This is a genomic window from Aureimonas jatrophae (assembly GCF_900104035.1).
Lineage (GTDB): Bacteria > Pseudomonadota > Alphaproteobacteria > Rhizobiales > Rhizobiaceae > Aureimonas > Aureimonas jatrophae.
On sequence record NZ_FNIT01000016.1, the window covers coordinates 1 to 22,240 of the forward strand.

Annotated in this window: 18 protein-coding genes; 8 read left to right on the top strand and 10 right to left on the bottom strand. The window is 64.7% G+C overall.

Annotated features, from left to right (window positions below; all coding sequences use genetic code 11):
- The 4 genes from BLQ76_RS20350 to repA form a co-directional block, all read right to left on the bottom strand.
- Window positions 1-299, bottom strand: a 299-nt coding sequence (locus tag BLQ76_RS20350; protein WP_139184077.1) for a helix-turn-helix domain-containing protein, incomplete at its 3' end; no start/stop codon positions are given.
- Window positions 300-481: 182 nt separating this feature from the next.
- A complete protein-coding gene (locus BLQ76_RS20355) occupies window positions 482-1,324 on the bottom strand; it encodes a helix-turn-helix domain-containing protein (protein WP_244519755.1) in 843 nt (280 codons plus the stop codon).
- A gap of 493 nt (window positions 1,325-1,817) precedes the next feature.
- Window positions 1,818-2,867: a plasmid partitioning protein RepB gene (repB, locus tag BLQ76_RS20360; protein WP_090676997.1), complete on the bottom strand. Its 1,050-nt coding sequence runs from the start codon at window positions 2,865-2,867 to the stop codon at window positions 1,818-1,820.
- Window positions 2,864-4,072, bottom strand: coding sequence for a plasmid partitioning protein RepA (gene repA, locus BLQ76_RS20365; RefSeq protein WP_090676998.1), 1,209 nt, complete (start codon window positions 4,070-4,072; stop codon window positions 2,864-2,866). The genes repB and repA overlap by 4 nt, the downstream gene beginning before the upstream one ends.
- A 977-nt stretch (window positions 4,073-5,049) precedes the next feature.
- Here repA and BLQ76_RS20375 point away from each other — a divergent pair.
- On the top strand, window positions 5,050-6,105 hold the full coding sequence (locus BLQ76_RS20375; protein WP_090677000.1) for a 3'-5' exonuclease: 1,056 nt from the start codon (window positions 5,050-5,052) through the stop codon (window positions 6,103-6,105).
- 313 nt (window positions 6,106-6,418) lie between these two features.
- Here the strand turns inward: BLQ76_RS20375 and BLQ76_RS20380 are convergent, their stop codons facing one another.
- On the bottom strand, window positions 6,419-7,273 hold the full coding sequence (locus BLQ76_RS20380; protein ID WP_090677002.1) for a LysR family transcriptional regulator: 855 nt from the start codon (window positions 7,271-7,273) through the stop codon (window positions 6,419-6,421).
- A gap of 423 nt (window positions 7,274-7,696) precedes the next feature.
- Here BLQ76_RS20380 and BLQ76_RS20385 point away from each other — a divergent pair, with 423 nt between their 5' ends.
- From BLQ76_RS20385 to BLQ76_RS20425, 7 genes are all read left to right on the top strand, one after another.
- Entirely contained in the window at window positions 7,697-8,224 is a 528-nt protein-coding gene (locus tag BLQ76_RS20385) for a hypothetical protein (protein WP_170842692.1), read from the top strand.
- On the top strand, window positions 8,221-10,209 hold the full coding sequence (locus tag BLQ76_RS20390) for a TonB-dependent receptor plug domain-containing protein (protein WP_090677005.1): 1,989 nt from the start codon (window positions 8,221-8,223) through the stop codon (window positions 10,207-10,209). Before BLQ76_RS20385 ends, BLQ76_RS20390 begins: the two co-directional genes overlap by 4 nt.
- A gap of 56 nt (window positions 10,210-10,265) precedes the next feature.
- A complete protein-coding gene (locus BLQ76_RS21855) occupies window positions 10,266-12,713 on the top strand; it encodes a putative bifunctional diguanylate cyclase/phosphodiesterase (RefSeq protein WP_170842693.1) in 2,448 nt (815 codons plus the stop codon).
- Window positions 12,714-12,922: 209 nt separating this feature from the next.
- Window positions 12,923-16,057, top strand: a complete 3,135-nt coding sequence (locus tag BLQ76_RS20405) for a sensor domain-containing protein (RefSeq protein ID WP_090677008.1) — start codon at window positions 12,923-12,925, stop codon at window positions 16,055-16,057.
- Between the two features lie 5 nt (window positions 16,058-16,062).
- Window positions 16,063-17,118, top strand: coding sequence for an HD-GYP domain-containing protein (locus BLQ76_RS20410; protein ID WP_090677009.1), 1,056 nt, complete (start codon window positions 16,063-16,065; stop codon window positions 17,116-17,118).
- Between the two features lie 220 nt (window positions 17,119-17,338).
- Window positions 17,339-17,602 carry a BLUF domain-containing protein gene (locus tag BLQ76_RS20415; protein ID WP_090677011.1) on the top strand — a complete coding sequence of 88 codons (264 nt, stop codon included), beginning with the start codon at window positions 17,339-17,341 and terminating at the stop codon, window positions 17,600-17,602.
- 788 nt (window positions 17,603-18,390) lie between these two features.
- Window positions 18,391-18,786, top strand: coding sequence for a hypothetical protein (locus BLQ76_RS20425; protein WP_090677013.1), 396 nt, complete (start codon window positions 18,391-18,393; stop codon window positions 18,784-18,786).
- On the opposite strand, the gene BLQ76_RS20430 is transcribed toward BLQ76_RS20425, so the two are convergent.
- From BLQ76_RS20430 to BLQ76_RS20450, 5 genes are all read right to left on the bottom strand, one after another.
- Window positions 18,779-19,561, bottom strand: coding sequence for a CPBP family intramembrane glutamic endopeptidase (locus BLQ76_RS20430; protein WP_170842694.1), 783 nt, complete (start codon window positions 19,559-19,561; stop codon window positions 18,779-18,781). The two genes, BLQ76_RS20425 and BLQ76_RS20430, sit on opposite strands and share 8 nt — an antisense overlap.
- Window positions 19,558-20,244: a permease gene (locus tag BLQ76_RS20435; protein WP_210184201.1), complete on the bottom strand. Its 687-nt coding sequence runs from the start codon at window positions 20,242-20,244 to the stop codon at window positions 19,558-19,560. Before BLQ76_RS20435 ends, BLQ76_RS20430 begins: the two co-directional genes overlap by 4 nt.
- A 185-nt stretch (window positions 20,245-20,429) precedes the next feature.
- Window positions 20,430-20,777 (bottom strand): barstar family protein, encoded by a 348-nt coding sequence (locus BLQ76_RS20440; RefSeq protein WP_090677016.1) that lies wholly within the window; start codon window positions 20,775-20,777, stop codon window positions 20,430-20,432.
- Window positions 20,778-20,982: 205 nt separating this feature from the next.
- Complete coding sequence (locus BLQ76_RS20445) at window positions 20,983-21,516, bottom strand: STM3941 family protein (RefSeq protein WP_090677017.1); 534 nt, start codon at window positions 21,514-21,516, stop codon at window positions 20,983-20,985.
- Between the two features lie 122 nt (window positions 21,517-21,638).
- Window positions 21,639-22,232 (bottom strand): recombinase family protein, encoded by a 594-nt coding sequence (locus tag BLQ76_RS20450; protein WP_090677019.1) that lies wholly within the window; start codon window positions 22,230-22,232, stop codon window positions 21,639-21,641.
- Window positions 22,233-22,240: the final 8 nt, after the last annotated feature.

Consider the following 22,240-nt stretch of genomic DNA (forward strand, 5'->3'; position numbering starts at 1 on the left):
ATCGAAAGCAGCAACGGCTCACCGCCCCCCGAGAAATGGACCGCCACCTCGCCATAATAGCTCAAGGCATCGTCCACGCTGTCATCGTAGAGCCCGACCTCGATAGGCGCGTGCCGCCCGAGAAGGCTTGCCGCGTCCGTGCCGAGCGCTTCGGCCAGCTTGCCGAGCTTGTCGTCGGGAATCGGCGCTGCTTCCGTTTCCCAACGCTGGTAGTTCGGCTGCGAAACGCCAACGGCAGCCGCGACCTTCGCCTGCGTCAGGCCCACGCGCGCGCGGAACTCCTTCAACCTATTCGTCATCAGCACCTCCTATTAATACGTATAATATACGTATTAATAGGAGGGAAAGGGCGACTGTTCGTTGTGATCGGGGCTGGTTCGTTCAACAAACGGCCTCTCACATTCTCACAAGCGAAGGCCCTCGCCAGTGACGAGCAGGACCGCAGCCGATCAGGAAACGCGTTGGAGGGCCGCTGGCGGCCTCAAGCCGTTGGCACAACCCTTGCCCCTATCCTTCTCAAAAGCTTTCCACGGGCCGCGAAGCGGCTCGTGACCGCAGATCCGACCGAAGGGAAGGAAGAGATGGTTTGGGTTTGGTTTTTGGATGACAGAAGTGTCACCCCCTTATCCTTCGGGTCGAACACCGCCTCGAAGGGCCGGAACACGGCCGCCGGCGTCTCCGCCAGCCACCGGGCTAGGCCCTTCGCCTCCTCGTAGAACGGCGCGACGAGGGCGGTCAGCTTCACCGTGAGCCCGAGATGCATGCCTCGCGCGCTCCGCCGGATCTCCAGCTCGACATAGCCGAAGCGCACAAGGTCCACGAGGTAGCGCCGGATGGTGCGTGTCGAACGGGCCATGATGTTGCCTGCCGTGCCCTTGGTGATCGACGTCTCCCGGCCCTTGCCGCAGCGCGCTCGCAGCACCTGGAGGAAGGCCTTGGCGTTGGGCGTCAGGCGGTCGTCGCGCGCGGCCGTGGTGGCCATGGGTTGCGCGTACTGACGGCTGTCGTTCGGCGATGGGCGCTCGTGCCGAGGCCGGGCCGCGGGCGGGTGCGCTTTCCCTCCCCTGCCCTGCCCGCCGTCAGCGCCTTGCGCCTTCGCTGTCATCGCGCCGATCGCGGCCGAGCGGCGCTGTGCCTCGGCGATCGACATCAGCCCGGCGCGCTGGTCGCGCCAGATCGCGGCGCGCGCGGCGAAGTCCGGATGCGGTGCGTCCGGCACAGCAGAAACAAGCGCAAACAGGTCCGTTCCGGCGTCCGCCCCTGTCTCACAGGCGCGCGTCAGCACGGGCACGCTCACGCGCGTGCGGAGGTGTTCTTCCGTCATGGTCTCTTCCTTGCGCGAGGCAAAAGGAGGCCGTGGCGGGAAGCCGCGTTTTCACTTGACGATGTGGATGAGGAGGCTTAAACCTGAGGCTGCTTACACATCAGATTGAGGCTCCGGCGGCTCCCGCTTCGGGGCCTTTTTCTTTGCCTATGGCGTCTCCTGAGGTTGCGATGTCTGACGCTCGCGCGTGCCGACTGGCGAGCGTGAGAGCGAGGTCTCGTGGAGGGCGCGGGTGAACGGAGCGGCGTGGCGGAAACACGCGCGACGCAGGCGATCACCGCTGTGCCTCTCGGCACAACGGTGATCGCCTGCGTCGACTGGTCTAAGCTTCGTCATCCCTTTGCCCTTCCGTCGGGCAAAGAAAAGGGGTTCGCCGTTAAGGCGTCCGCTGCACAAATTCAGTCTTGCGGCGCAGAGTCGGAAATGCGAGTCTCGTGTTGCGACACGACGAGAAGGCTTCCGGGACGCTTGTTTCGGGGGCCTTTTCTTTGCTTCAGCCGTCCTTCCGTTCGGTTTCAGTTGTGCCGTCCGCTCGCGGCGGAGGGTTAGGTTCGCCGCGCGTTGCCGCATAGTCCTCGTAGAGGGCTGGCAGCCGATCGGCGAGAAAGTCGGCGAAGTCCGCTCCGAGCGACCGGTCGATCACCAGACGCGCGTCGCGGCCTCTGGCCATGAGCGCAGCGATGCGGCGTCCCGAATGCAATGCCAGGATCGAGCGCTCGCTTGCCGTCGCGGCAGCCGGTGCCCCAGCGCGCAGTGCCGCCGTGAAGCGCTCGTCGGAACCGGCGGGCGTTGCTCCTGTCGCGGCGAGATGCCGGCGGATGCGCTCCAGCGCGTCCGCGGTCCCGGCCAGCTCCGCCAACGCCTGCCACCGGCCTCGGCCGATCTTCGGCGCCCGGCCGATCCAGCTTAGAATGTCAGGAGGGATGGATCGGGCGATGGCCAGAAGCTTCGAGGCCTCTGCCTTATCGATCGCGAGCGCGCGCTGAATCACGGCGCGGCCCTGTCCCTGATCCTCCAGGCGCGCGGCGAACACGGCGCGCTCGATGAAGGTCAGGTCCTGGCGCGCCGCGTTCTCTAGCCCTTGCGCCACCGCCAGCGCATCGTCGTCCATCTCGCGCACGACCGCGCGAACTGGGCGAGCGAGGATGCGCGCGGCGCGAACGCGGCGATGCCCGAAGGCGGTCTGATAGCGGCTCGGATCGGCGGGGTGGCGGCGCAGGAGAACCGGGACCTCCTGCCCGTTTTCGCGGATCGAACTCGTCAGCGCGTCGATAGAACTAGTGTCCTCATCGTCGGGAAAGCGATCGGCGAAGGGCGATGGATCGACTAGAGCGGGATCGATTTCAAGGATGCGCGCCCCGTCCGTCAGGCTCTGACGAAGCGCCTCGTTCTCGCGCTCGACCTGGCTGAAGCTATCTTTCATGGAGCGGACAGAACCCGACGGCACGCGTGCGGCACGCGTCGGGTTGTCTGCGGACAACTCGCCCGTCTCCGGCGGACGGCTGGCGAAGAGCGAGGCAATCGATTGGGTGCGCTTGTTCATCGGCCCCAGGCCTCAGCGAGAAGGCCCGCGATCTCACCATTCACTGCGTTCATGCTGTCCAGCGCCCGCTCGTAGGCGACGCGCCCCACCGAGCCGCGCTCCAACTCGTAAAGCGACTGCTTGGTCAGGCCCGCATTGGCGATCGCCGTGGATTTCCACGCGGTCGCCTGCAGCACGTCCGTACCGAACAGCCCGCGCAGAAGCGCCACAATCTGCGCTTCGGGAACGTCGTTTGGGTCGTGTCGAGTCACCACATAGCGGATGAAGTCAAAGTTGAGGGTTCCACCAGCCTCCTCGATCACGCCCATCAGGTCCGCTGTCATAAGAAGAAACTGGCTCATGGAGGCTACATCCACCATCTGCGGGTGAATGGTCACCAACATAGCGGTTGCCGCGTTCAGCGCGCCGACCGTCAGGAAGCCAAGCTGGGGCGGGCAATCTACCACCACGACGTCGTAGTCTTCACCAACCTCCTCAATGGCGGTCGATACGCGCCGGAAGAACATTTCTCGGCCACGACCGCCCGCTAGCATGGCGCGCGGCGTTTCGTGCTCGAACTCCATTAGTTCCAGGTTGCCGGGAACCAGATCGATCCCGCTGAAGTAGGTCGACCGCACCACTTCGCGCATGGGCCGGCGTTCGCCGTCGTAGCGGATCGCCCCGTAAAGGGTCTCGTTCGCGCCGATGTCGAACTCAGGCTGGTAGCCGAACATGGCCGACAGCGAGGCCTGCGGATCGAGGTCGATCGCTAGCACCCTGTAACCGCCCAGCGCCAGATACTGTGCCAGATGAAGCGCGCTCGTGGTCTTGGCGGACCCGCCCTTAAAGTTGGCGACGGCAAGCACCTGGAGTTTTTCACCAGCGCGTCGCCGGGGCACGAAGGCACGGGCGTCACGGGGACGGTGCCCGGCAAGAAAGGTTCGTAGATCGTTCATCTGCGCCAGACTATAGGACCGCCGCCCGCCGGGGGTTAAATTCGGAAGCGGCCCCAGGCCATCCAGCGAAAGCTGTCTGAGATATCCATCCGAAACGCCGAGGATGCGCGCCGCGTCACCCGACGAGAACGATCGTAGCGTCTTCTGCGCCGCCGGCGGAAACATCGCGTCCCGCATCGAGCGCAGCTGTCCCGACAGGAGATCGGCGTGGCGCAGGATGTGATCCGTGGTGGACGGACGCGGGGAAGGAGCAGGGGCCGGTCGGTTCATCTCTCGCTCGGGTTGGTCAAAACGGTTTTCGTGCGTTTAACGCTCTATATCCGTCTACGATAGGTCTCATGATTCCTAGCGAGTCGCAAGACTTGAATCATTCAGGTTCACAAGCTGCGATATCGCCATTCTCGCGGCGCCAATCTCCGACGACCCTCCGAGTTGTCAGCTGACAACCAATCGACAAACCATGATGGATTGTAGCAGTCGCAAGAGCCTGACAGCTTGAACGACTTCAACGGTCTCTAACCGCAAGCGGAGACCATCCCAATCGACGCCGCGCGGTCGGTTCGGTCTCGGACCCCTTACCGGTACCGTGCTTCGAATAGGTCCTCGACCGCTCTACGCAGAAGGCAGGCGATACACCGACCCGCTAGGTCCTGCGGCCGGTCGTGGATCACGTGGCAGTGTTGGCAATGGGCTCCCGCGTTGCCGGCGACGTCGTGGTTCAGGTGGGTGCAGGCGAGTTGCACGTGCGTCCAGCGGTACGCGACAGTCTCGGAACGGTCGGCACGGTCGGCCAAGTCGGGAAGGGGCGTGCGAAGACGTCGGCCCCGGTTGTCGCGTCAGACCGTGCGAGCAGCATCGAACCAGCTGCCGTCAGCGAGCGTGCAAACGAGCTGGCCGTGTGGGCGACCGCAGTGCTCACAGAACCCCTTGGCACGGCGGAAGCGCACCGAAAGCGAAAGCTCGCGCCAGTCAATCGGGTAGAAGCCGCGTAGCTCGCGCTCAATGGGCACGATCGGCCCGCTCGCCTGCATGTCAGCGTGCGAAAGCGCAGCGCATCGCATCGCGCAAGGCTGTTGCCAGCCTTGCCGTATGGTGTGGGTGCCGATGGCCGTGCGCCTGTTTCGAGCCGTATGTGTTGTGCGCTTGGGTTGCCGGCATGACGGGCGACCGGCAGATAGGTCATCATGACGGCACGAGGGGACAGCCGCGATGGGATCACCGGAAGCCATCGGACAGGGGACTGCTTGATGACACGGCACAGCCCCAACCAGATCGACCTCTTCGCATCCGCTGTCGCCGCACCCCCGTGTGATGAACCGCCCGGGTCAACGGTACGCCCCAAGCGTGCCAAGGCAACCCCAACGCGGACCCTGGCTGGTGCCCCGCACCTGGACGGTCCACCGCTGGTGCCGGCTTTGTCCAATCTGGAGGACATGGCGGGCGCGCTAGAGGCGAGCGGTGCCTACCGCGTCCTGAGGCAGGTCCCCAGCCGTCCCGTCAAGGCTCTGCGCGGCGGCTCGCTGCCGCCGGGCATGCGGCTCGGCGTCGTCCTCGACACCGAGACCACCGGCCTCGACTGGCGCCGACACGAGGTGATCGAGATCGGCATGGTGGCTTTCCTGTTCGACGAGACCGGGATCGGTGACACGGTGGACGTGTTCAGCGCCCTGAACCAACCCGACGGCCTCATTCCGCCAGAGATTACCGAGTTGACCGGCATCATCGACGAGATGGTGGCGGGCCAGCGCATCGAGCCGGGCGCCGTGTCGCGCTTTGCGGAGCGCGCCGATCTGGTGATCGCTCACAACGCCAAGTTCGATCGCCCCGTGGTGGAGCGCTTCGCGCAGGGCTTCGATGAGTTGGCCTGGGCCTGTTCGCTGAGCGAAATCGGTTGGGCGCAGATGGGCTTCGAGGGCACCAAGCTCCGCTACCTCGTCGGGCAGTGCGGCTGGTTTCATGCCGGGCACCGCGCGGTCGACGACTGCCATGCCCTTCTGGCGGTCCTTGCGGCCGCGCGGCGAGCAGGGGAGGCGACGCCATTCCAGCGCCTTCTGGCGGCGTCCGCCAAGCGACGCTGCCGTGTGTGGGCCGATGGCAGTCCCTATGAGCGCAAGGACGATCTGAAGGCGCGTGGCTACCGTTGGAACGACGGGTCGAACGGGCAAATCAAGAGCTGGTGGATCGAGGTCGACGAGGACCGGCATGAACAAGAGGTCGCCTTCCTGCGGGACGAGATCTACCGCGGCACGGGAGACGAACCCTACCTGCAATGGCTGACCGCCAAGGAGCGGTTCAGGGCGTGAGAGCGGTCTGATGACGACAAGCGGGAAGGGCAGGGGAGCCGGACGGCGGCATCGCGAACGCGTGCCGCCCGTGCGCGAGCAGCCGGCGCCAAGGACGGACCAGACCCGTCCCCATCCATCGATGGAGGAGCGCTTGGCCCCTGCGTTCGCTATTATCGATCCTTGGGGGCCGTTCACGCCCAGCGATCACAAACGGATCATGGACGAGCTCTGGGGTGAGGAAGAGGAGGGAGCTGACGCAACATTGTGAACACCATGCCGATGTGAGCATGCTTCGGGTGCTCCGCCGGACCGGGCATCATGCGCTACTTCATTAGGTGCCGATCTGTTCGCGAAACCATCGGGTGACGGCTCGCAGGTTCGTCTCGGAGCGACGCGATGCCTTGATGCAAAGGTAGTAGTCGTCGTGCGTGGGCAATTTGGTATCCGACAGTGTTTCGAGCGTGCCGGCGGCGAGCGCTTCTTCGGCCAGGAAGTCGGGTACGAGCGCAATGCCCAAACCTGTTCGAGCCACTTCCAAGGCTGTCACGTAGTGCGAGACCTGCAACCAGCGTCCGGAGTGCACGTCGTCGAGCCGGACATTCGCGATCTCGCACCAAGCTATCCAGTCGTCGCCAATTCGCGACGGATCCAGCGTCGTTGTTATGAGCGGCAGTGGTTTCCCATCACGTACCTCGGCATGAGGCGAGCGCACCGCGATCAGCAGTTCAGGCCGAAGCCTCAAGGACCAGAACCCCTGTTCCTTCGGCAGCGTCGTGACGAAGGCGTCGGCGACGGCATCGGTGAGCTCGGGATCGCTGGCATACATCTTCAGCTGCAGGTCGATCTGTTCGTGATCGCGCAGGAACGAGGCCAACCGTTTCACGAGCCACCCGGGCCCGAAGCTGCTGCAGATCGCGAGGCGGACGGTTCCGCGATTTGCCCCGACGACGTCGGCAACCGACTGGTCGATCTGCCTGAACGCCATCTGCACGCGATCCGCCAATTGGCGTCCGGCAGGGGTCAGTTCGATGCCTCGACCCGACCGCGCGAAGAGCCGTTCACCCATATCCTCGGTCAGCGCACGCAGTTGATGACTGACAGCGCTTTGCGTGACGCCCAGTTCGTCTGCAGCCCGCGCTATCGAGAGGTGACGCGAAACAGCCTCGAAAGCTTCCAACGCCCGCATCTTGGGACGCCGGACATCACGCACCGACGCGCTCCATGATCGTCCGATCCTTGGCAAGCCCTATCCGAACTCTCGTTTCGGCAAACCGCATGACGCTCGCCACCGGACGAACTTGGAATACGCAGGACAGGAACTCCTGAGGCCACACCGTCCGTGCGCCTGGGTGAACGTCGCGCATCCATACTCCGCCATCGAATTCCTCGACCGTCCTAGAACTGGACACCGAAGCCTCATGGTAGGCCGGCGCAGACGATGACTCGATATGAGTATTTCTCATCTCCAGCGAGAAAAATTCGCACATCGAACAGCTGCGAAATCCGTCCTCCTGCTCCTGCGTCAAGGCTGCGGTAAGAAAGACAACCTACAGATGATGCCGGGTAGTTTATACCAAAACTACTGCCACACAGCACCAAAGTCCGTCCGATGATCTCAAAACGCGGGCTCTGTCTCATCGCCGCCATGCTGTGCCTTCTGTCAACGGAAGCGCATGGTGCTGACGCGACGGTACAGGACATGCAGATCGTCGGGAGGGCCCTTTCGTTCAAGGAGGGACACCGGCGCGGCACGATCGAGATCGCCATCGTCTACGACGGATCCGATGGACGATCCGTCTCGGAGATGCGGGCGGCCGTCGCGGCCCTCGGAGCCGGACTGCGGGTCGGCGACAGCGAGTTGAGACCTGTCGCGGTCGAGCAGTCCGCCTTCAAGTCGGCATCCGACTACGGCGGCGTTTTTGCGACGGGGAGCGTCAACCAGGGACTGCTGCGTAGCGCCTTGGGTAGCAGCGGCGTGCCCTGCTTCACACTCGACGTCGGTCAGGTCAGCAGTGGCGCGTGCACCGTCGCGATCCGTTCAAGACCTTCGGTCTCGATATCGATCAGTTCACGCAACGCGGCAGCGGCGGATGTCCGGTTCGCCACCGCCTTCATCATGATGGTTCGCGAGATATGAGTTCTGTCAGCTTCTGGGTGCTGACCCTGCCGATACTGGTGCTCGCAACGTCGGCGGAGGCGCAGACCGTCGACTACACCGCAGCCGAGCAGATGTTCGGCGAGCCGGTGACGGTTTCCGCGACCGGGAAGCCGCAGAGGGCGAGCGAAGCGCCGGCGTCAATCGATATCGTAACCGCCGAGGACATCCGACGCTCGGGTGCGACCGACCTGCCGTCCGTTCTGCGCTTCGTGCCAGGCCTAGACGTCCGGCGCTATGGGCAGTTCGACGCCGCCGTCGGCATCCGCGGCTACAACACCGCGCTCAACCCGCGGGTGCTGGTCCTGCTCGACGGGCGGCAGGTTTATCAGGACGACTACGGTTACACGCTCTGGTCCCAGATCCCCGTGACCCTTGCCGAGATCCGGCAGATCGAGATCATCAGGGGACCGAACGCCGCGCTCTACGGCTTCAACGCCGTGTCCGGCGTCATCAACATCGTGACCTACGATCCCCTGCGGGATCGAAAGAACGTCGTCGACCTTCGTGGCGGCACCCAGGCACAGGTCTACGGCGAGGGTACTGCGACCGTGCAGGTACCCGACCGCCTCGGGGTGCGCGTCTCAGCCAAGGGAACGCGTGCCGACGAGTTCTCCGGCAACCGCACCGCGGACGCCATCGACGCTCCTCATGTCGGAACGGGCTCGGTCGATGCACGCTTCCGTGTTAACGAGAAGGCCCAGCTCGATATCGCGGCAACGGTCGGTACGATCGAGACCGACTACTACCAGGACCTCGGCTCGTACATTCCGCTCGAGAACACCTCGGACAGCCTACGCGGAGCGCTGAGCGTCGATACGGCCATCGGACTGATGCAGTTCGACGTCTACCGCAACGCGACGACCTTCGCGTCGGGCGGATCCCAGTTCGATCTCGCCTGGAAGCAGGACGTCACCGTGGCGAAGGTAAGTGATCTGGTGCGTTTGGGGAGCGACCACACGATCCGCGTCGGCGCCGAGTATCGTCGAAACACGATCTCGTCCGACGCGTTCGGCGGCGAGATGGGCAGCGATCTGTTCGCAGGATCGGCGATGTGGAACTGGCAGATCGTGCCGAGCCTGTCGCTGACGAACGCCGTGCGCATGGATGTTATGCGGATCGAGCGTGGCGAGGCCGACATCCCCGTTCCAGGTGTCGGCTTGCCATTTGGGGAACGCCGCATAACGGAGCCAAGCTTCAACAGCGCGCTGCTCTGGTCGCCGACGGATGTCGACACCTTCCGTTTGAGCGCGGCTCGCGCCCTGCAGCTGCCCAGCCTCGTTTCCTACGGCCTGCTCTACTCGCAGGGACCGATCACCGTGGCGGGAACAACGGATCTCGATCCGAGCGCGGTCGTCAACTACGAAGCCGGCTACAGCCGGAAGCTTCCCGGACTCGGCGCGCAGATCAACGCTTCGGTCTTCGTTCAGGAGAGCGACAGGACCATCGGATCGCCGTTCGCGTCCGGCTTCAACTTCACCCCTCAAGGCCAAGTCCTGGCGCTCGCCCGCAACTTCGATGGGTCGAGTGCGGTCGGCGGGGAGATCGGCATCGAGGGAGCCAGCGAAGCCGGCTGGCGATGGAACCTTTCCTACGCGCTAGCTCATATTGATGACAGATCGCCTGCCGACCGCCTGGCCGAAGCCCCTTCGGTCAACTACGCCGAGCAGAACCCCGCTCATTCGGTCGTCGCGGGCTTGGGGTACACCTGGCGCAAGCTTGAGATCGACGCGCGGGCCAAATGGCAGTCGGCGTTCGCGGACTTTCAGTTCGACGAGACGATGGCCCGGACGGTCGCCGTCGAAGTGCCGGACTACGTCACCTTCGACGCACGCATCGGCTACAGCATCGACGAGCATGCGACGGTTTCCCTAACGGCCGAGCAGTTCAACTCCGCCGACATCAGAACATCCGCCGGCCGCCAGACCGAGCGTCGGGTCCTGGCGGGGCTCAAGCTCGAGTTCTGATCCCGTATGGCACCTGTAGCGTACGCCGTCACTCACTCGAAGCGAAACGAAGCGCGATGAGCCACCTCCTGGCCGATCTCATGGGATACCGGAATCCCTTCTGGGCTGCGCTCGTGCCCATGGTGTCCGTGCCAGGCGTCGCGCTGCTTCTGCTTCTGCTTCAGCGCGCTGCGCGAGGCGGCTGGCGGAATGGCGCGGTCCTCGTGTCGGTGGCATGCGTCCTGTCCGTCGGCATCAACTGGGCGACCTTCCTCGCGGCTCTCAAGAGTTCATTTCCCCACGTCGGCATCTCGATACCGACGGGCCACGCGATCGCCGCCACCGCCGCCGGTGGAACCTGCAGCTTCCTTGCGATCCGCATCGCGGTGGCCGCACGGCGATCGAGCCGGAACGTGCTTCTGTCGGGCTCGCTGCTGTCGTTCGGCTTCTCCTGCATGATCTTCATCAGCATGGCGGGAATGGTCAGCCCGTTCTCGCTTTCCTACGACTTGTCCGCCGTGCTGGCCGTGATGGTTCTGGGAGCTGCGCTGTCCAGCTTCGCGATCTGGGAGGGGGGCGGCAGGAAGGGACGCCATACCGACGGCATCGCCGTTCTTCTCGGCGCCGGCGCGTTCACGACCGTGGCGTTCGGATCGCCGGCCGCCGTTCTCTCGTTCGGCGACTGGATGACGGCGGTCGCCCAACCCGACGATCTGACCTCGTCGCCGATCGTCGTGATCGGCGCCGCCGAGGGCGTGGTCGTACTCTTTCTCTGCTTAGTCGGATCGCTGATCGACAACCGCGTCGCAGCGAGAGACGAGCTCGAGGCCGATAGACTGCGTCAGCTGGCCGACAGCACCTTCGAGGCGATTCTGATCCATCGCGGTGGCGTCGTGCTCGACGGCAACGTGGCGTCGACGACGCTGCTCGGCGTTCAGGCAACCGAACTGCCGGGGCGAGAGCTGCGGTCGATCTTGGCGGGAACAGGTCAGATCGTCGAGGCGGCGACCTCTTCCGAAACGGTCGAGAGCGAGATCACCGCCCGTGGCGGTAGGCGCGTGCCGGTCGAGATGCTGTCGCGACCGATCCGGTATCGTGGGGATGCGGCAATCGTCACTGCCCTGCGGGACATCAGCGAGCGGAGAGCGTCCGAGGCCCGGATCCGCTTCATGGCATTGCACGACATGCTGACGGAGCTGCCGAACCGCGTCCTGTTAAAGGAACGCCTAGACGCAGGCATCGCGCAAGCGACTTCGACGAGCGGCATGCTTGCGGTTCTGGCTCTCGACCTCGACGGCTTCAAGCTGGTGAACGATACCTATGGGCATGCCGTCGGCGACGACCTGCTGAAACAGGTCGGACGACGCATACGCAACTGTCTTCGCACGGACGAGTTCGTCGCGCGGATCGGTGGCGACGAGTTCGTCGTCATCCAGCCGGGCGGCAACCAGCCTTCCGGCGGAAGCGATCTCGCGCAGCGGATCATCGCCAGCCTGTCGGAGCCCTTCGATCTGGATGGGCGGCGCGCCACGATCGGCACGAGTATCGGCGTCGCCATCTATCCTGCGAACGCCGACGCACCGGACCTCCTTTTGAAGCGAGCCGATATCGCCCTGTACCGGGCAAAGCACGCGGGTCGCGGATGCTTCCGCTTCTTCGATGCTGAGATCGACCATGAAGTCGATGATCGGCCTCAATTGGAGCAGGAGCTTCGGAAGGCGTTGGCGAACGGCGAGCTGAGCCTTGCCTACCAGCCCATCTCCGATGCCACTGGGCACCCGATCTCCTTCGAGGCATTGATGCGCTGGACGCATCCGGTTCTGGGACCGATCTCGCCGGCCCGATTCATTCCAATCGCTGAGGAACGCAAGCTGATCGTCCACATGGGGGAGTGGGCGTTGCGGGAAGCGTGCCGCAACGCTGCGGCCTGGGCCATTCCATGCCGTGTGGCGGTCAACCTGTCGCCGGTCCAGGTTCTCGAGAAGGGTCTCGTCGCCTTGGTAGGGGCTATCTTGTCTGAAACGGGCCTTGAGGCTGACCGACTGGAGCTCGAGATTACCGAGGGCGTCCTGCTTCAGGACGAGGACGCAGCCTGCGCCGTTATTCAGGATCTCGGTGCGCTTGGCGTGAGAGTCGTTCTCGACGACTTCGGGACCGGCTACTCGAGCCTTTCCTATCTGCACCGCTTCCCGTTCCGAAAGCTGAAGATCGACCGATCCTTCGTGCAGCGCCTGAGCGACGACCAGAGCGCGCGAGCGATCGTGAAGGCGATCATCTCGATGAGCCGCGACCTCGGGATCGCCGTCACGGCCGAGGGCGTGGAGACGCAGGATCATCTTGAGCGTCTGCGCCTGTTGCAGTGCCACGAGTTCCAAGGGTTTCTTTTCAACAAGCCAATGTCCGCCGAGGAGGCGAACGATACCCTGTTGCGCAGAGCAGCCGATGAAGGGCTGCTGAATCTCCAAGCACTTCGCGACGATTTGCGCGGTGCGCATAACGAGCCGAAGATTCGGTTTGCCGTGTAGTTCGGGTTTGGAATTGATCTCGGCGCGTTGACCTGACCTATCGTAAGAGCAGCCTGCCGGTTCGGTCGTGCCCGCTCCTTACGAAATCCTAATCCTTAATCCACCAATGCATGCGCACGCTATCGACCCGTGCAGGGCAGCGTCACATACATCGCTACCCGTCCGAGGCACGCTTCCCCAGTCTGCAGCTCCCTTGAAAGGTTAGTGTCGTGCTCCAGCAGATCACCGACAACAACGGGACGCCGACGGACGTCGAGGCGCTGGACCAGGTGGTCGCGCGCGTCGCGCTCTCGCCCGACGGCGTGATCCTGCGCACCAACGCCCTGTTCCTGGAGATGTTCGACTACCGGGCCTGGGACCTGGCGGGGCGCAGCCGCTCGATCCTTCTGCCGCACGACGACGACGGAAGCGGCGAGGAGGGCGTGCGAGCGGCCTTCCAGGACGGCTTGCCCTATGCCGGCGAGGTTCGGCGCGCCAAGCGCGACGGCACGCCCTTCTGGGCCGAGGCGAGCTACGTGCCGATGCGCGACGGCGAAGGATCGTTGCGAGAGATCGTCGTGTTCCTGCGCGACATCACGGCGGCCAAGACGCGGGCGGCCGACGAGGGCGGGCAGATCGCGGCCATCAACACCTCGCAGGCCGTCATCCACTTCTCGCTCGACGGCACGATCCTGGATGCCAATGCGCTGTTCCTCCGGGCGACGGGCTACGCCCTGAACGAGATCGTCGGGCGCCACCACCGCATGTTCGTCGATCCCCTCGAGGCGGCAGCTAAGGACTACGAGACGTTCTGGACGCGCCTTGGCGCCGGGCAGCACGGATCGGGCGAGTACCGGCGCCTGGGGCGCGACGGGCGCCCCGTCTGGCTGCGCGCCACCTACAACCCGATCCTCGACGCCGCCGGCAAGCCCTTCAAGGTCGTGAAGTACGCGACCGACGTGACCGCCGAGAAGCTGCGCCAAGCCGACCACGAGGGGCAGATCGCCGCGATCCACAAGTCGCAATGCGTGGCGGCCTTCAACCTGGACGGCACGATCAACTACGCCAACCAGAACTTTCTCGAAGCCGTCGGGTACCGCTTCGACGAGATCGAGGGGCGGCACCATCGCATGTTCGTGGACCCGTCCCATGCTCATTCGCTCGAGTACGAGGTGTTCTGGAGCGATCTGGCGGACGGGCGGCATCGGAACGGCGAGTTCCGGCGCATCGGCCGGGACGGTCGCGAGATCTGGCTTCAGGCCATCTACAGCCCCGTGCTCGACCAGGACGGCAAGCCGTTCAAGGTCGTGAAGTACGCGACCGTCATCACGCGCGAGAAGCTGCGCCAGGCCGACCACCAGGGCCAGATCGCGGCCATGCACAAGTCGCAGGCCGTGGTCGCCTTCGCCCTCGACGGCACGATCCAAGACGCTAACGACAACTTCCTTGCGCTTACCGGCTATCGCTTGTCGCAGGTGCGCGGCCAGCACCACGGCATGTTCGTGCCGGAGGCCGAGCGGGACGGCGAGGCGTATACCGCCTTCTGGCGCGATCTCGCCGCCGGCATCCACAAAAGCGGCGAGTTCAAGCGCGTCTGCCGTGATGGGCGCGAGGTGTGGATCCAGGCGAGCTACAACCCGATCTTCGACATGAACGGGCGGCCCTTCAAGGTCGTGAAGAACGCCACCGACATCACCGCCGAGAAGCTGCGCCAGTCGGACTACGAAGGGCAGATCGCGGCGATCGACAAGTCGCAGTGCGTCGTCACCTTCGCGATGGACGGCACGATCCTGGACGCCAACGACAACTTCCTTGCCACCATGGGCTACACCCACGGCGAGGTCGTCGGCCGCCATCATCGCATGTTCGTCGAGCCGACATTCGCGGAGAGCGACCAGTACCGCCAGTTCTGGGACAGTCTGCGCGGTGGCGTGTTCCTGTCCTCGAAGTTCCGGCGTACCGCCAAGGACGGGCAGGAGGTCTGGATCCAGGCCTCCTACAACCCGATCCTCGACCTGAACGGGCAGGCCTTCAAGGTCGTCAAGATCGCGACCGACATCACCGCCGACGTCATGCTCGCTGAGAACCTCACCAAGGCGCAGCGCGAGGTGCTCCAGGACCGTCTCACGGGTCTGCCGAACCGGCTGGGTCTGTCGCGCTTCATGCAGGAGGCTCTGGGCGACCCCGACGGGACGCTGTCGGTCCTCTACCTCGACCTCGACCACTTCAAGCCGATCAACGACACATTCGGCCACCATGTCGGCGACCATGTCCTGCGCGAGATCGCGGCGCGCCTGCGACTGGCGCTGGCGAGCGACCAGCTGGCGGCACGCGTCGGGGGCGACGAGTTCGTGGTGGTGGCGCCGGGCCTCACGCGCGAGGCGGCGGCCGAGCTCGCCGAGCGGCTGATCGCGGTGGTGAGCGACCCGATCCGCCACGAGAAGACGAGCCTGACGGTCGGGCTGTCGATCGGCATCGCGCAGGCACCTAGCGACTCGCTGGATGCCGACGAGCTCCTGCGCCATGCCGACGTCGCGCTCTACCGCTCCAAGGGGGGTCATCGCGGCACGCACTCGTTCTTCTCGGACGCGGCTCCCGGCGAGGAGGCCGAGGCCAATCGCCACCTCGCCCACGAGATGCAGTTCGGCATCAAGGCCGAGCAGTTCGAACTCTTCTTCCGCCCCCGCTTCACGGCCGAGGAGCGCGTCCTCGACGCGGTGGAGGCGCAGATCGAGTGGAGCCATCCCGAGCGCGGTCGCCTGACCGCGCCCGCCTTCATGCTCTTGGCCGAGACGAGCGGTCTCGTCGTGCCTCTCGGCGACTGGGCACTGCGCGCCGCGGCCAAGGCGGCCGTGCAGTGGCCGCTGATCACCGTCAGCGTGCCGGTCTCCTCGGTCCAGCTCGTCAGCGGCGATCTGCCGAGCGCGGTGGCGCTGGCGCTGCGCGAGGCGGGGCTTGCCGCCTCGCGGCTCGAGCTGCGCGTCGCCAAGGGCTTCGGTCGCCTCGACCTGGAGCGCATCCGCGCCGATCTCGGCACGCTTCGCCAGATGGGCGTGCGGGTCGTCGTGGAGGGGCAGGTCGTCGGCGAGGAGCTGACCGGAGGGCGTGAGGGGTGGCCGGTGGACCATGTCGCGATCGACCCGAGGACGCGCAGCGATCTGGAGCGGATCGGTCATGCCAGCGTCGCCGAGATCGCTCGCCTCGAAGCCCTGATCGGTCTGGACCACGATGTGGCCGAAGGGGAGGCGTCGGTCCGCGACATTCTCACCCTGCGGTTGGACCGGAACGCTAAGGTGGTAGCGTTCCTGAACGCCGAGCCTCGATCGGCCGACGCGGTGCGGTCGCTTCTCTCGAAGGCGGCATAAGAGGCATGGAACCCTCGACGCTTCTGCGCATCGCCATCGGTGAGGCCCGGGTCGGCATGTTCGTCCATGCGCTCGACGGCAGCTGGCTGGACAACCCGTTCTGGACGCGCAGCTTCACGCTGGCCAGCAAGGGCGACGTCGCACGCCTGCAACGGAGCCCCGTGCGCAGCCTGTTGATCGATCTGGCGAAGGGGCTCGGTCCCTCGGGCGCCGTTGCGGTGACCGACGAGGGCGGCAGCCGACGCGTTGCCGTCCCGACGCCGATCGCCCGGCCGCGGCTGGCGTCCGCCGAGACGCGCGAGCTGCGCCGAGCGGCCGCCATCCTGCACGAGACGACCCGCGAGTTGCGAAGCCTGTTCGAGGGCGTGAGCTCCGGACGGGGGCTGGATCTGGCGGTCACCCGGGACGTGGTGTCGGACCTGGAGGCGGCGGTGCGTGAGCGCCCGCGGGCGCTTCTGACGGTGACGCGGCTCAAAACCAAGGACGAGTACAGCTACCGGCATTCGGTGGCCGTGTGCGCGCTGGTCACGCACTTTGGGCGCCACCTCGGTCTTGATGCGAGCCTGGTCCGCAACCTCGGACTGGCCGGGCTTCTGCACGACATCGGCAAGGTCGCGATCCCGAGCGCGCTTTTGGGCAAGCCGGGCAAGCTGTCCGACGACGAGATGGCCCTGATGCAAACCCATCCCCAGGCGGGCTACGATCTCCTGCGCGACGAGGCCGACCTGCCGGAGGTCGTGCGCGAGATGTGCCTGCACCACCACGAGCGGATCGATGGCCGGGGCTATCCGGCAGGGTTGTCGGGAGAGGCCATCTCAATGCCCGTGCGCATCCTGTCGATCTGTGACGTCTTCGACGCGGTGACCTCGATCCGGCCCTACAAGGATGCCTGGTCGAGCGAGACGGCGCTGGCCCGCATGTCGCAATGGCACGGCCAGTTCGATCCCGTGCTGCTGCTGCGCTTCTTCCAAGGCATCGGCGTGGGATCGACCGGCATGGGCGTCGGCGCCCGGATCGACCATACCGCTCAAGCCCAGCTAGTCGGAATTTCGCATGTTTGAAACTCGCGATAGATATTTGTGATCTGACCATCATACGTCGAACAGACGCCATAGTGGCGCCCGGCGACGCTAGCGCGCCGACTGGCGGATGACCAATCTTGTTGCGACGCTTCGGTATGGCGCGGCCGCGTTGCGATCCTCGCGTCTCCGGTACATGGGCTGCAGGACACGTTGGGTGGCCCCAGCGCGGTCATGATCATCAGCGTAGGAAGCTGTGATAATGAACACCGCCGACGACGCTTTGGTACGGCTCGTTTACTCGTCCAGCATCGCGCCCGGCGTAACCGCTCAGGCCGTGACCGACATCGTGCGCGTATCGACCGAGCGCAATCGCGCGTCCGGCATCACCGGCATGCTGGCGCTCGACGGCACACGAGTTTGCCAGATCTTGGAGGGACCACACGACACGGTCGTCGCTCTACGGCATCATAGCGGTCGATCCTCGCCATTAGGGCGTCGTCGAGCTTGGTCGGAAGTCCATTGAGGTCCGGGCCTACAACTTATGGGGTATGGCCATGCGGTCCATGGCGGAAGCAGCGATGGTTGCGTTCTATCCGTCCGACGGCTTGCCGAGAGCAAGAGTGACAGCGGAGCAGCGATCGATTGAAGCCTTGGGCCGGCATGACACGAAGGCATCCGTCGGCTTCTGACGGGAGCTCTGTGCGTGCTCTGCGGCGATGACGGCAGTCTTCGCTTATGGGGCATTCCTGAAGAGCTGCGCGTTATTGCCGAACTTTTCGACGTCATGTCTTCGTGCTCACGGCGAGTTAAACCGCGCCCTCGAACTCGCGACCGCGACGAAGCCAACCGTCAGTAGGTATCGCACGTCACGGAGTTGTGGCGGCCTTCCCGGCAGGTCGTGGTGGTCGGCGCCTTATACTGCTGACCCCGGAACGGAAAGTCCGGCATTCGACCGTCGGAGGGGCCGCACACATATGACATTCGGTACCACGTCGTGGGACCGGGAACGGTGTCGTCCAGGACGCCGCCGGCGTTGCTGGAGCTGTCAACCACCTGGTACGACCCACCACAGGCGGCGTTCGCTGAACGGAAGCACTGGTCCGAGGAGTCGCTGCACTTGGTCCGGTTCACGCTCTGACCGCTCGGGCCGACGATCGGCGCCTGGTCGTCTGATGCACTGCAACCGGACAAGGCGGCGAAAAGAGCAACGACCACAACCCTACGCATCAACCACACTCCCGACTTGACGCGTGAGAGTTGATCGCAAAGTGTCGTTCCTGTCCAGCGCGTGACACATGCCGGGGAACCACCATGAAACGGATACTGGGCCTTATTGCCGTCCTCGCCGCGCTGTCGACCAGCTTCCCTGCCCTGGCGCAATCGCAGGAGCGCATGCGCTTCCAGGCGGGCAACGACAACGCCCATGCCGAAAGTGCCGTTCGCGGTGACCAGTACCGCGACTACGTCCTCAGCGCGCGGGGTGGCCAGCGGATCTACGTTTCGCTGTCGACGAAAGGCACGGCCTACTTCAACATCCTGCCACCCGGCAGCGACGGCGAGGCGATCTACAACTCCTCCCAGTCGGGCAACGACGGTGGCGTCACGCTTCCGACGTCCGGCGACTACCGGGTGCGGGTCTACCTGATGGGGGCGGACGCCTCCGAGAACAAGCGCGTTTCCTATACCCTGTCCGTCGGCATCAACTGACGGACACCGATGCGTCTCGCGGGCGATCTCGGAAACATCGGTGCAGGATGAAGGCCCCGTAGAGGGCCAGCGGCAGCACCAGAAGCGTGCCGGACAGGAGAAGCGTCAAGCCGCCGATCGGACCGCCATCGTCGGCGATGGGATCGGCGACGTTCGGGGTACTGAGCGTGAGCGTGAAGTCCCAGGCCGCATGGAACAGGATGGCGGGCCATAGCGACTTCGTGCGCACGGCGAGCGCCAGGAAGAACACGCCGCTGAGAGAAGCAGCTACGGCCTGCACGGCGGCGACTTCGAGATCGCCCGTGATCACGCTGTTCAGAAGATGCGCGCCTCCGAACAGGACGCTTGTGGCCAGTACGGCTCGCCATGGCGACAGGCTGGCCCGGAACGCTTGGAAGAGGATGCCGCGGAACATCACCTCCTCCGAGAACCCGACCAGCAGCATGTTGCACGCCAACCGAGCGACGGTGGCGGGCGGTGGAAGACCGGTGGCGATTGCGGCAACCAGGAAGACAACGAGATAGACGGACGGGAGTGCCAGGACGCGCAGCGTCGAGCTTGGATCGGGCGCGTGGAACGAGACATCTCGCCAACCGGCCAGGCGCACCGTGCCGTAGGCCAACAGAGCGGCCAGGCAGATCCACCAGGCAAAACCGGTGTGCAGGCTCTCTTCGACCGCATGGGGCCTATGGGGGCGCCAGTCGCCGAGTAGCGTGACGGCCAGCCAAAGGGCGAGGACACCAACGGCGATGAGGACGCGCCGCGTACCCGTCATGGGATCTCCTTCCACGCCGCGATGACCTGCGGCGCGACCGCGAGAAGGATCAGGAGGAACATCGCGATCGTGCCGAGCAGGATGTGAAGGGCGGCGCGAGCGAAGGCACGAACGCGCCCAACGCCCCTGTGGGTGACGAACCATCCCGTCAGCGTTGTCTGGTACCAGATCAGTCCTGCCAGGAAGATCAGAGTGCCGACCCAATAGGTCGCCTCGGTCGCCAGATGCCCTGTGGTGAGGGCCAGATCGACCGACAGCACGAAGGGCGCGGCCAGGAAGCAGTGGCCGTAGAAGGCGGGCCGGAGCGTTGCGCGCGTCAGCGGTTGGTTCTTCTGGCGCACCGCCTGCACCGCCAGGATCATGGGAAGCAGGCTAAAGGCTGTCGCGCGGAACACCAGAAGGTTGCGCGTGTCGGCGAGCAGGCCGATGGGCGTGTCCTGGTTGGGGGTCAGGCCGATGTCGATCATGTGGGCCAACGCAATCGACAGGAACAGGAAGATCGGCGGGCTGAGCGCGTCGGCGAACTGGTTCTCCGGCGGTCCGGTCAGCTCGCGCTGGGCGTAGTCGAACATCGCAAGGGGGCGACGGATGCAGCGCCACAGCGTGATCGGGTAGAACACGAGCCAGGAGACCAGCTCGTAGAGCAGGGCCTCGACCGACTTGAGGAGGTTCATGAAGTCCATGGACGCGATCCCGCATTTGTTCGAGCCGACGCGCCCTGCAATGGGTGCCGCCAAGCCTAGCATGCATGAAATCAGAGCTACGCCGCTTGTAACGCAGGCCGCAGTGGCGTTCGAGGAATGTCCGGCTCCGGGCACCGCTCAAACAGGGTTGGGCGTCCTAGATGGGTCGAAAGCGGTGGCTTAGCCTACGCGAAGTAACCGGAGATCATCAGGGCGAGAACGGGCTGCTCTCCAGCCGCGACCCGTCGATGGTTCACGAAAGCGATTCCGTCCAGCAACGCCTTGAACTGTTCGGGACACCGAAATGCGAAGTCCTCCGCGTCGTCGATCCGGAGGGCCAGAAGCTCGCCGGGCTGGACTGCCTTGGTCAGCATCCCTGCGCTCGGCTGATCCACGCATGACATGCAATCGATCCAGGCGTCCATGTTCGCGCCGTAGAAAGACGGGAACCCCAAAGCATCGTCGAAGACTTTGTGGAATGAAGCCCAATCCGAAATCAGACCAGTCAGGATCGGCACGAGAACGGTGTTCATCGGGAAGGAATAAAGCTTCCTCGCGGGTCCGCCAATGTCCTCTTTCGGGAATGAACGTCCGGTCTGCGAACGTTTCAGAAGGGTCGTTAGCGGCTGGACCGTTTTTCAGCGTCTGCTTTCCCAGCGCTAAACGGCGCGACCGGGTGGTTAGCTGCCAGGCAGCTTTCGAGCTTGGGAGAGCAGAAGCGGACATGACGTCCGACATCTAAGCCTTGTCCGCCCCCGCTAGGACGCTCAAGGACCGGAAGTGTTCGACCGCAGAGAGCGCTTCGTCGAAGCTGCGGTTGGTCCCAGTCAACGATATCGAGACATCGCCGCGGGTGATCATCCTGTTGAGACCCGCAAAAAGGCTTGCCGGGAAGCGTCCGGGAAACCGACCCCGGTCGCGTAGGTGCAGGATCAGGAACATATTTCCGCGTGCGGAGAAGGGTCTGACATCATCGATCTCGACCCAAGGGATCGTCTGATCGCACCACTCGGGGTAGCGAACACCTTTTGGTCCGATCCGCAGGTGCTCGGTGTTCCCGAAAAGACGTGCAACCCATACAGAACCGAATAGCCCGAAAAGCAGCACACCCGACCACCCTACGATCGTCAGATAGAGGGGATCGTCGCGTTCGGACCCCGGCATCTGACCGAAGGCACCTACCATCGCTAGGCCGATCAGAACGAACCCGAAGCTTGCGACTGCAAGAAGCGCGGTCTTCCAGCGTGACGGATAGGCGACGAAATCGTTCATGCCGGCACACTACCTATCTGACGACTTGCGACCGCTTTTGCTCTTATCATTCGCCAAGCGAGTGGTCTTCCATGGGTCGATAGCTGCCAAGAGTTCGCGTTGCCGTCGCGCGGCCCCTTCGATCATGCCTCGCAATCAGGCACGTCCGGGTCGAGCTCAAGCTTCACCGCCTGGCTGATGGCCCGGTAGACGCTAGTCCTCCCGATACCGAGCGCCTTGGCGATTTGTGTCGGCCCCTCCCCTTGCGCATGGCGGCGCCGGATCTCCTCGTCGGGCACCGACTTCACGCGGCCGACCCCTGCATAGATGCCGCGCACCTTGGCCGCCTCGATCCCAGCGCGCTGGCGCTCCAGAATGAACTTGCGCTCCATCTCGGCCACCATGCCAAGCACTGTCACGACGATGCGCCCGACATCGCCCCCTGTGGTGAGTTCGGGATCGAGGATGCGCAAGGACGCGCCGCGCTGGTCGAGCTCGTGGACGAGGTTCAGGACGTCGCGCGTCGAACGGCCAAGACGGTCAAGGCGCACCACCACCAGCTCGTCGCCTTCGCGCAGGAACTGCATGACGGTCGCAAGCTCCGGTCGATCGTCGGCCGACTTGCCGGACAGTTTTTCGGAGCGGACCACCTGGCAGCCGGCGGCGGTCAGCTTCTCGAGCTGGATGGTGAGGTCCTGGTCGGTGGAGGACACACGGGCGTAGCCGAAACGGGGCATAGGCGGGT

Coding starts and splice junctions, on each gene's coding strand:
- BLQ76_RS20385 (WP_170842692.1), top strand. CDS start 7,697: ATGATCTCAAAACGCGGGCTCTGTCTCATCGCCGCCATGCTGTGCCTT.
- BLQ76_RS20440 (WP_090677016.1), bottom strand. CDS start 20,777: ATGAACACCGTTCTCGTGCCGATCCTGACTGGTCTGATTTCGGATTGG.
- BLQ76_RS20450 (WP_090677019.1), bottom strand. CDS start 22,232: ATGCCCCGTTTCGGCTACGCCCGTGTGTCCTCCACCGACCAGGACCTC.
- BLQ76_RS20435 (WP_210184201.1), bottom strand. CDS start 20,244: ATGGACTTCATGAACCTCCTCAAGTCGGTCGAGGCCCTGCTCTACGAG.
- BLQ76_RS20390 (WP_090677005.1), top strand. CDS start 8,221: ATGAGTTCTGTCAGCTTCTGGGTGCTGACCCTGCCGATACTGGTGCTC.
- BLQ76_RS20410 (WP_090677009.1), top strand. CDS start 16,063: ATGGAACCCTCGACGCTTCTGCGCATCGCCATCGGTGAGGCCCGGGTC.
- BLQ76_RS21855 (WP_170842693.1), top strand. CDS start 10,266: ATGAGCCACCTCCTGGCCGATCTCATGGGATACCGGAATCCCTTCTGG.
- BLQ76_RS20430 (WP_170842694.1), bottom strand. CDS start 19,561: ATGACGGGTACGCGGCGCGTCCTCATCGCCGTTGGTGTCCTCGCCCTT.
- BLQ76_RS20380 (WP_090677002.1), bottom strand. CDS start 7,273: ATGCGGGCGTTGGAAGCTTTCGAGGCTGTTTCGCGTCACCTCTCGATA.
- BLQ76_RS20425 (WP_090677013.1), top strand. CDS start 18,391: ATGAAACGGATACTGGGCCTTATTGCCGTCCTCGCCGCGCTGTCGACC.
- repA (WP_090676998.1), bottom strand. CDS start 4,072: ATGAACCGACCGGCCCCTGCTCCTTCCCCGCGTCCGTCCACCACGGAT.
- BLQ76_RS20415 (WP_090677011.1), top strand. CDS start 17,339: ATGAACACCGCCGACGACGCTTTGGTACGGCTCGTTTACTCGTCCAGC.
- BLQ76_RS20355 (WP_244519755.1), bottom strand. CDS start 1,324: ATGACGGAAGAACACCTCCGCACGCGCGTGAGCGTGCCCGTGCTGACG.
- BLQ76_RS20375 (WP_090677000.1), top strand. CDS start 5,050: ATGACACGGCACAGCCCCAACCAGATCGACCTCTTCGCATCCGCTGTC.
- BLQ76_RS20445 (WP_090677017.1), bottom strand. CDS start 21,516: ATGAACGATTTCGTCGCCTATCCGTCACGCTGGAAGACCGCGCTTCTT.
- repB (WP_090676997.1), bottom strand. CDS start 2,867: ATGAACAAGCGCACCCAATCGATTGCCTCGCTCTTCGCCAGCCGTCCG.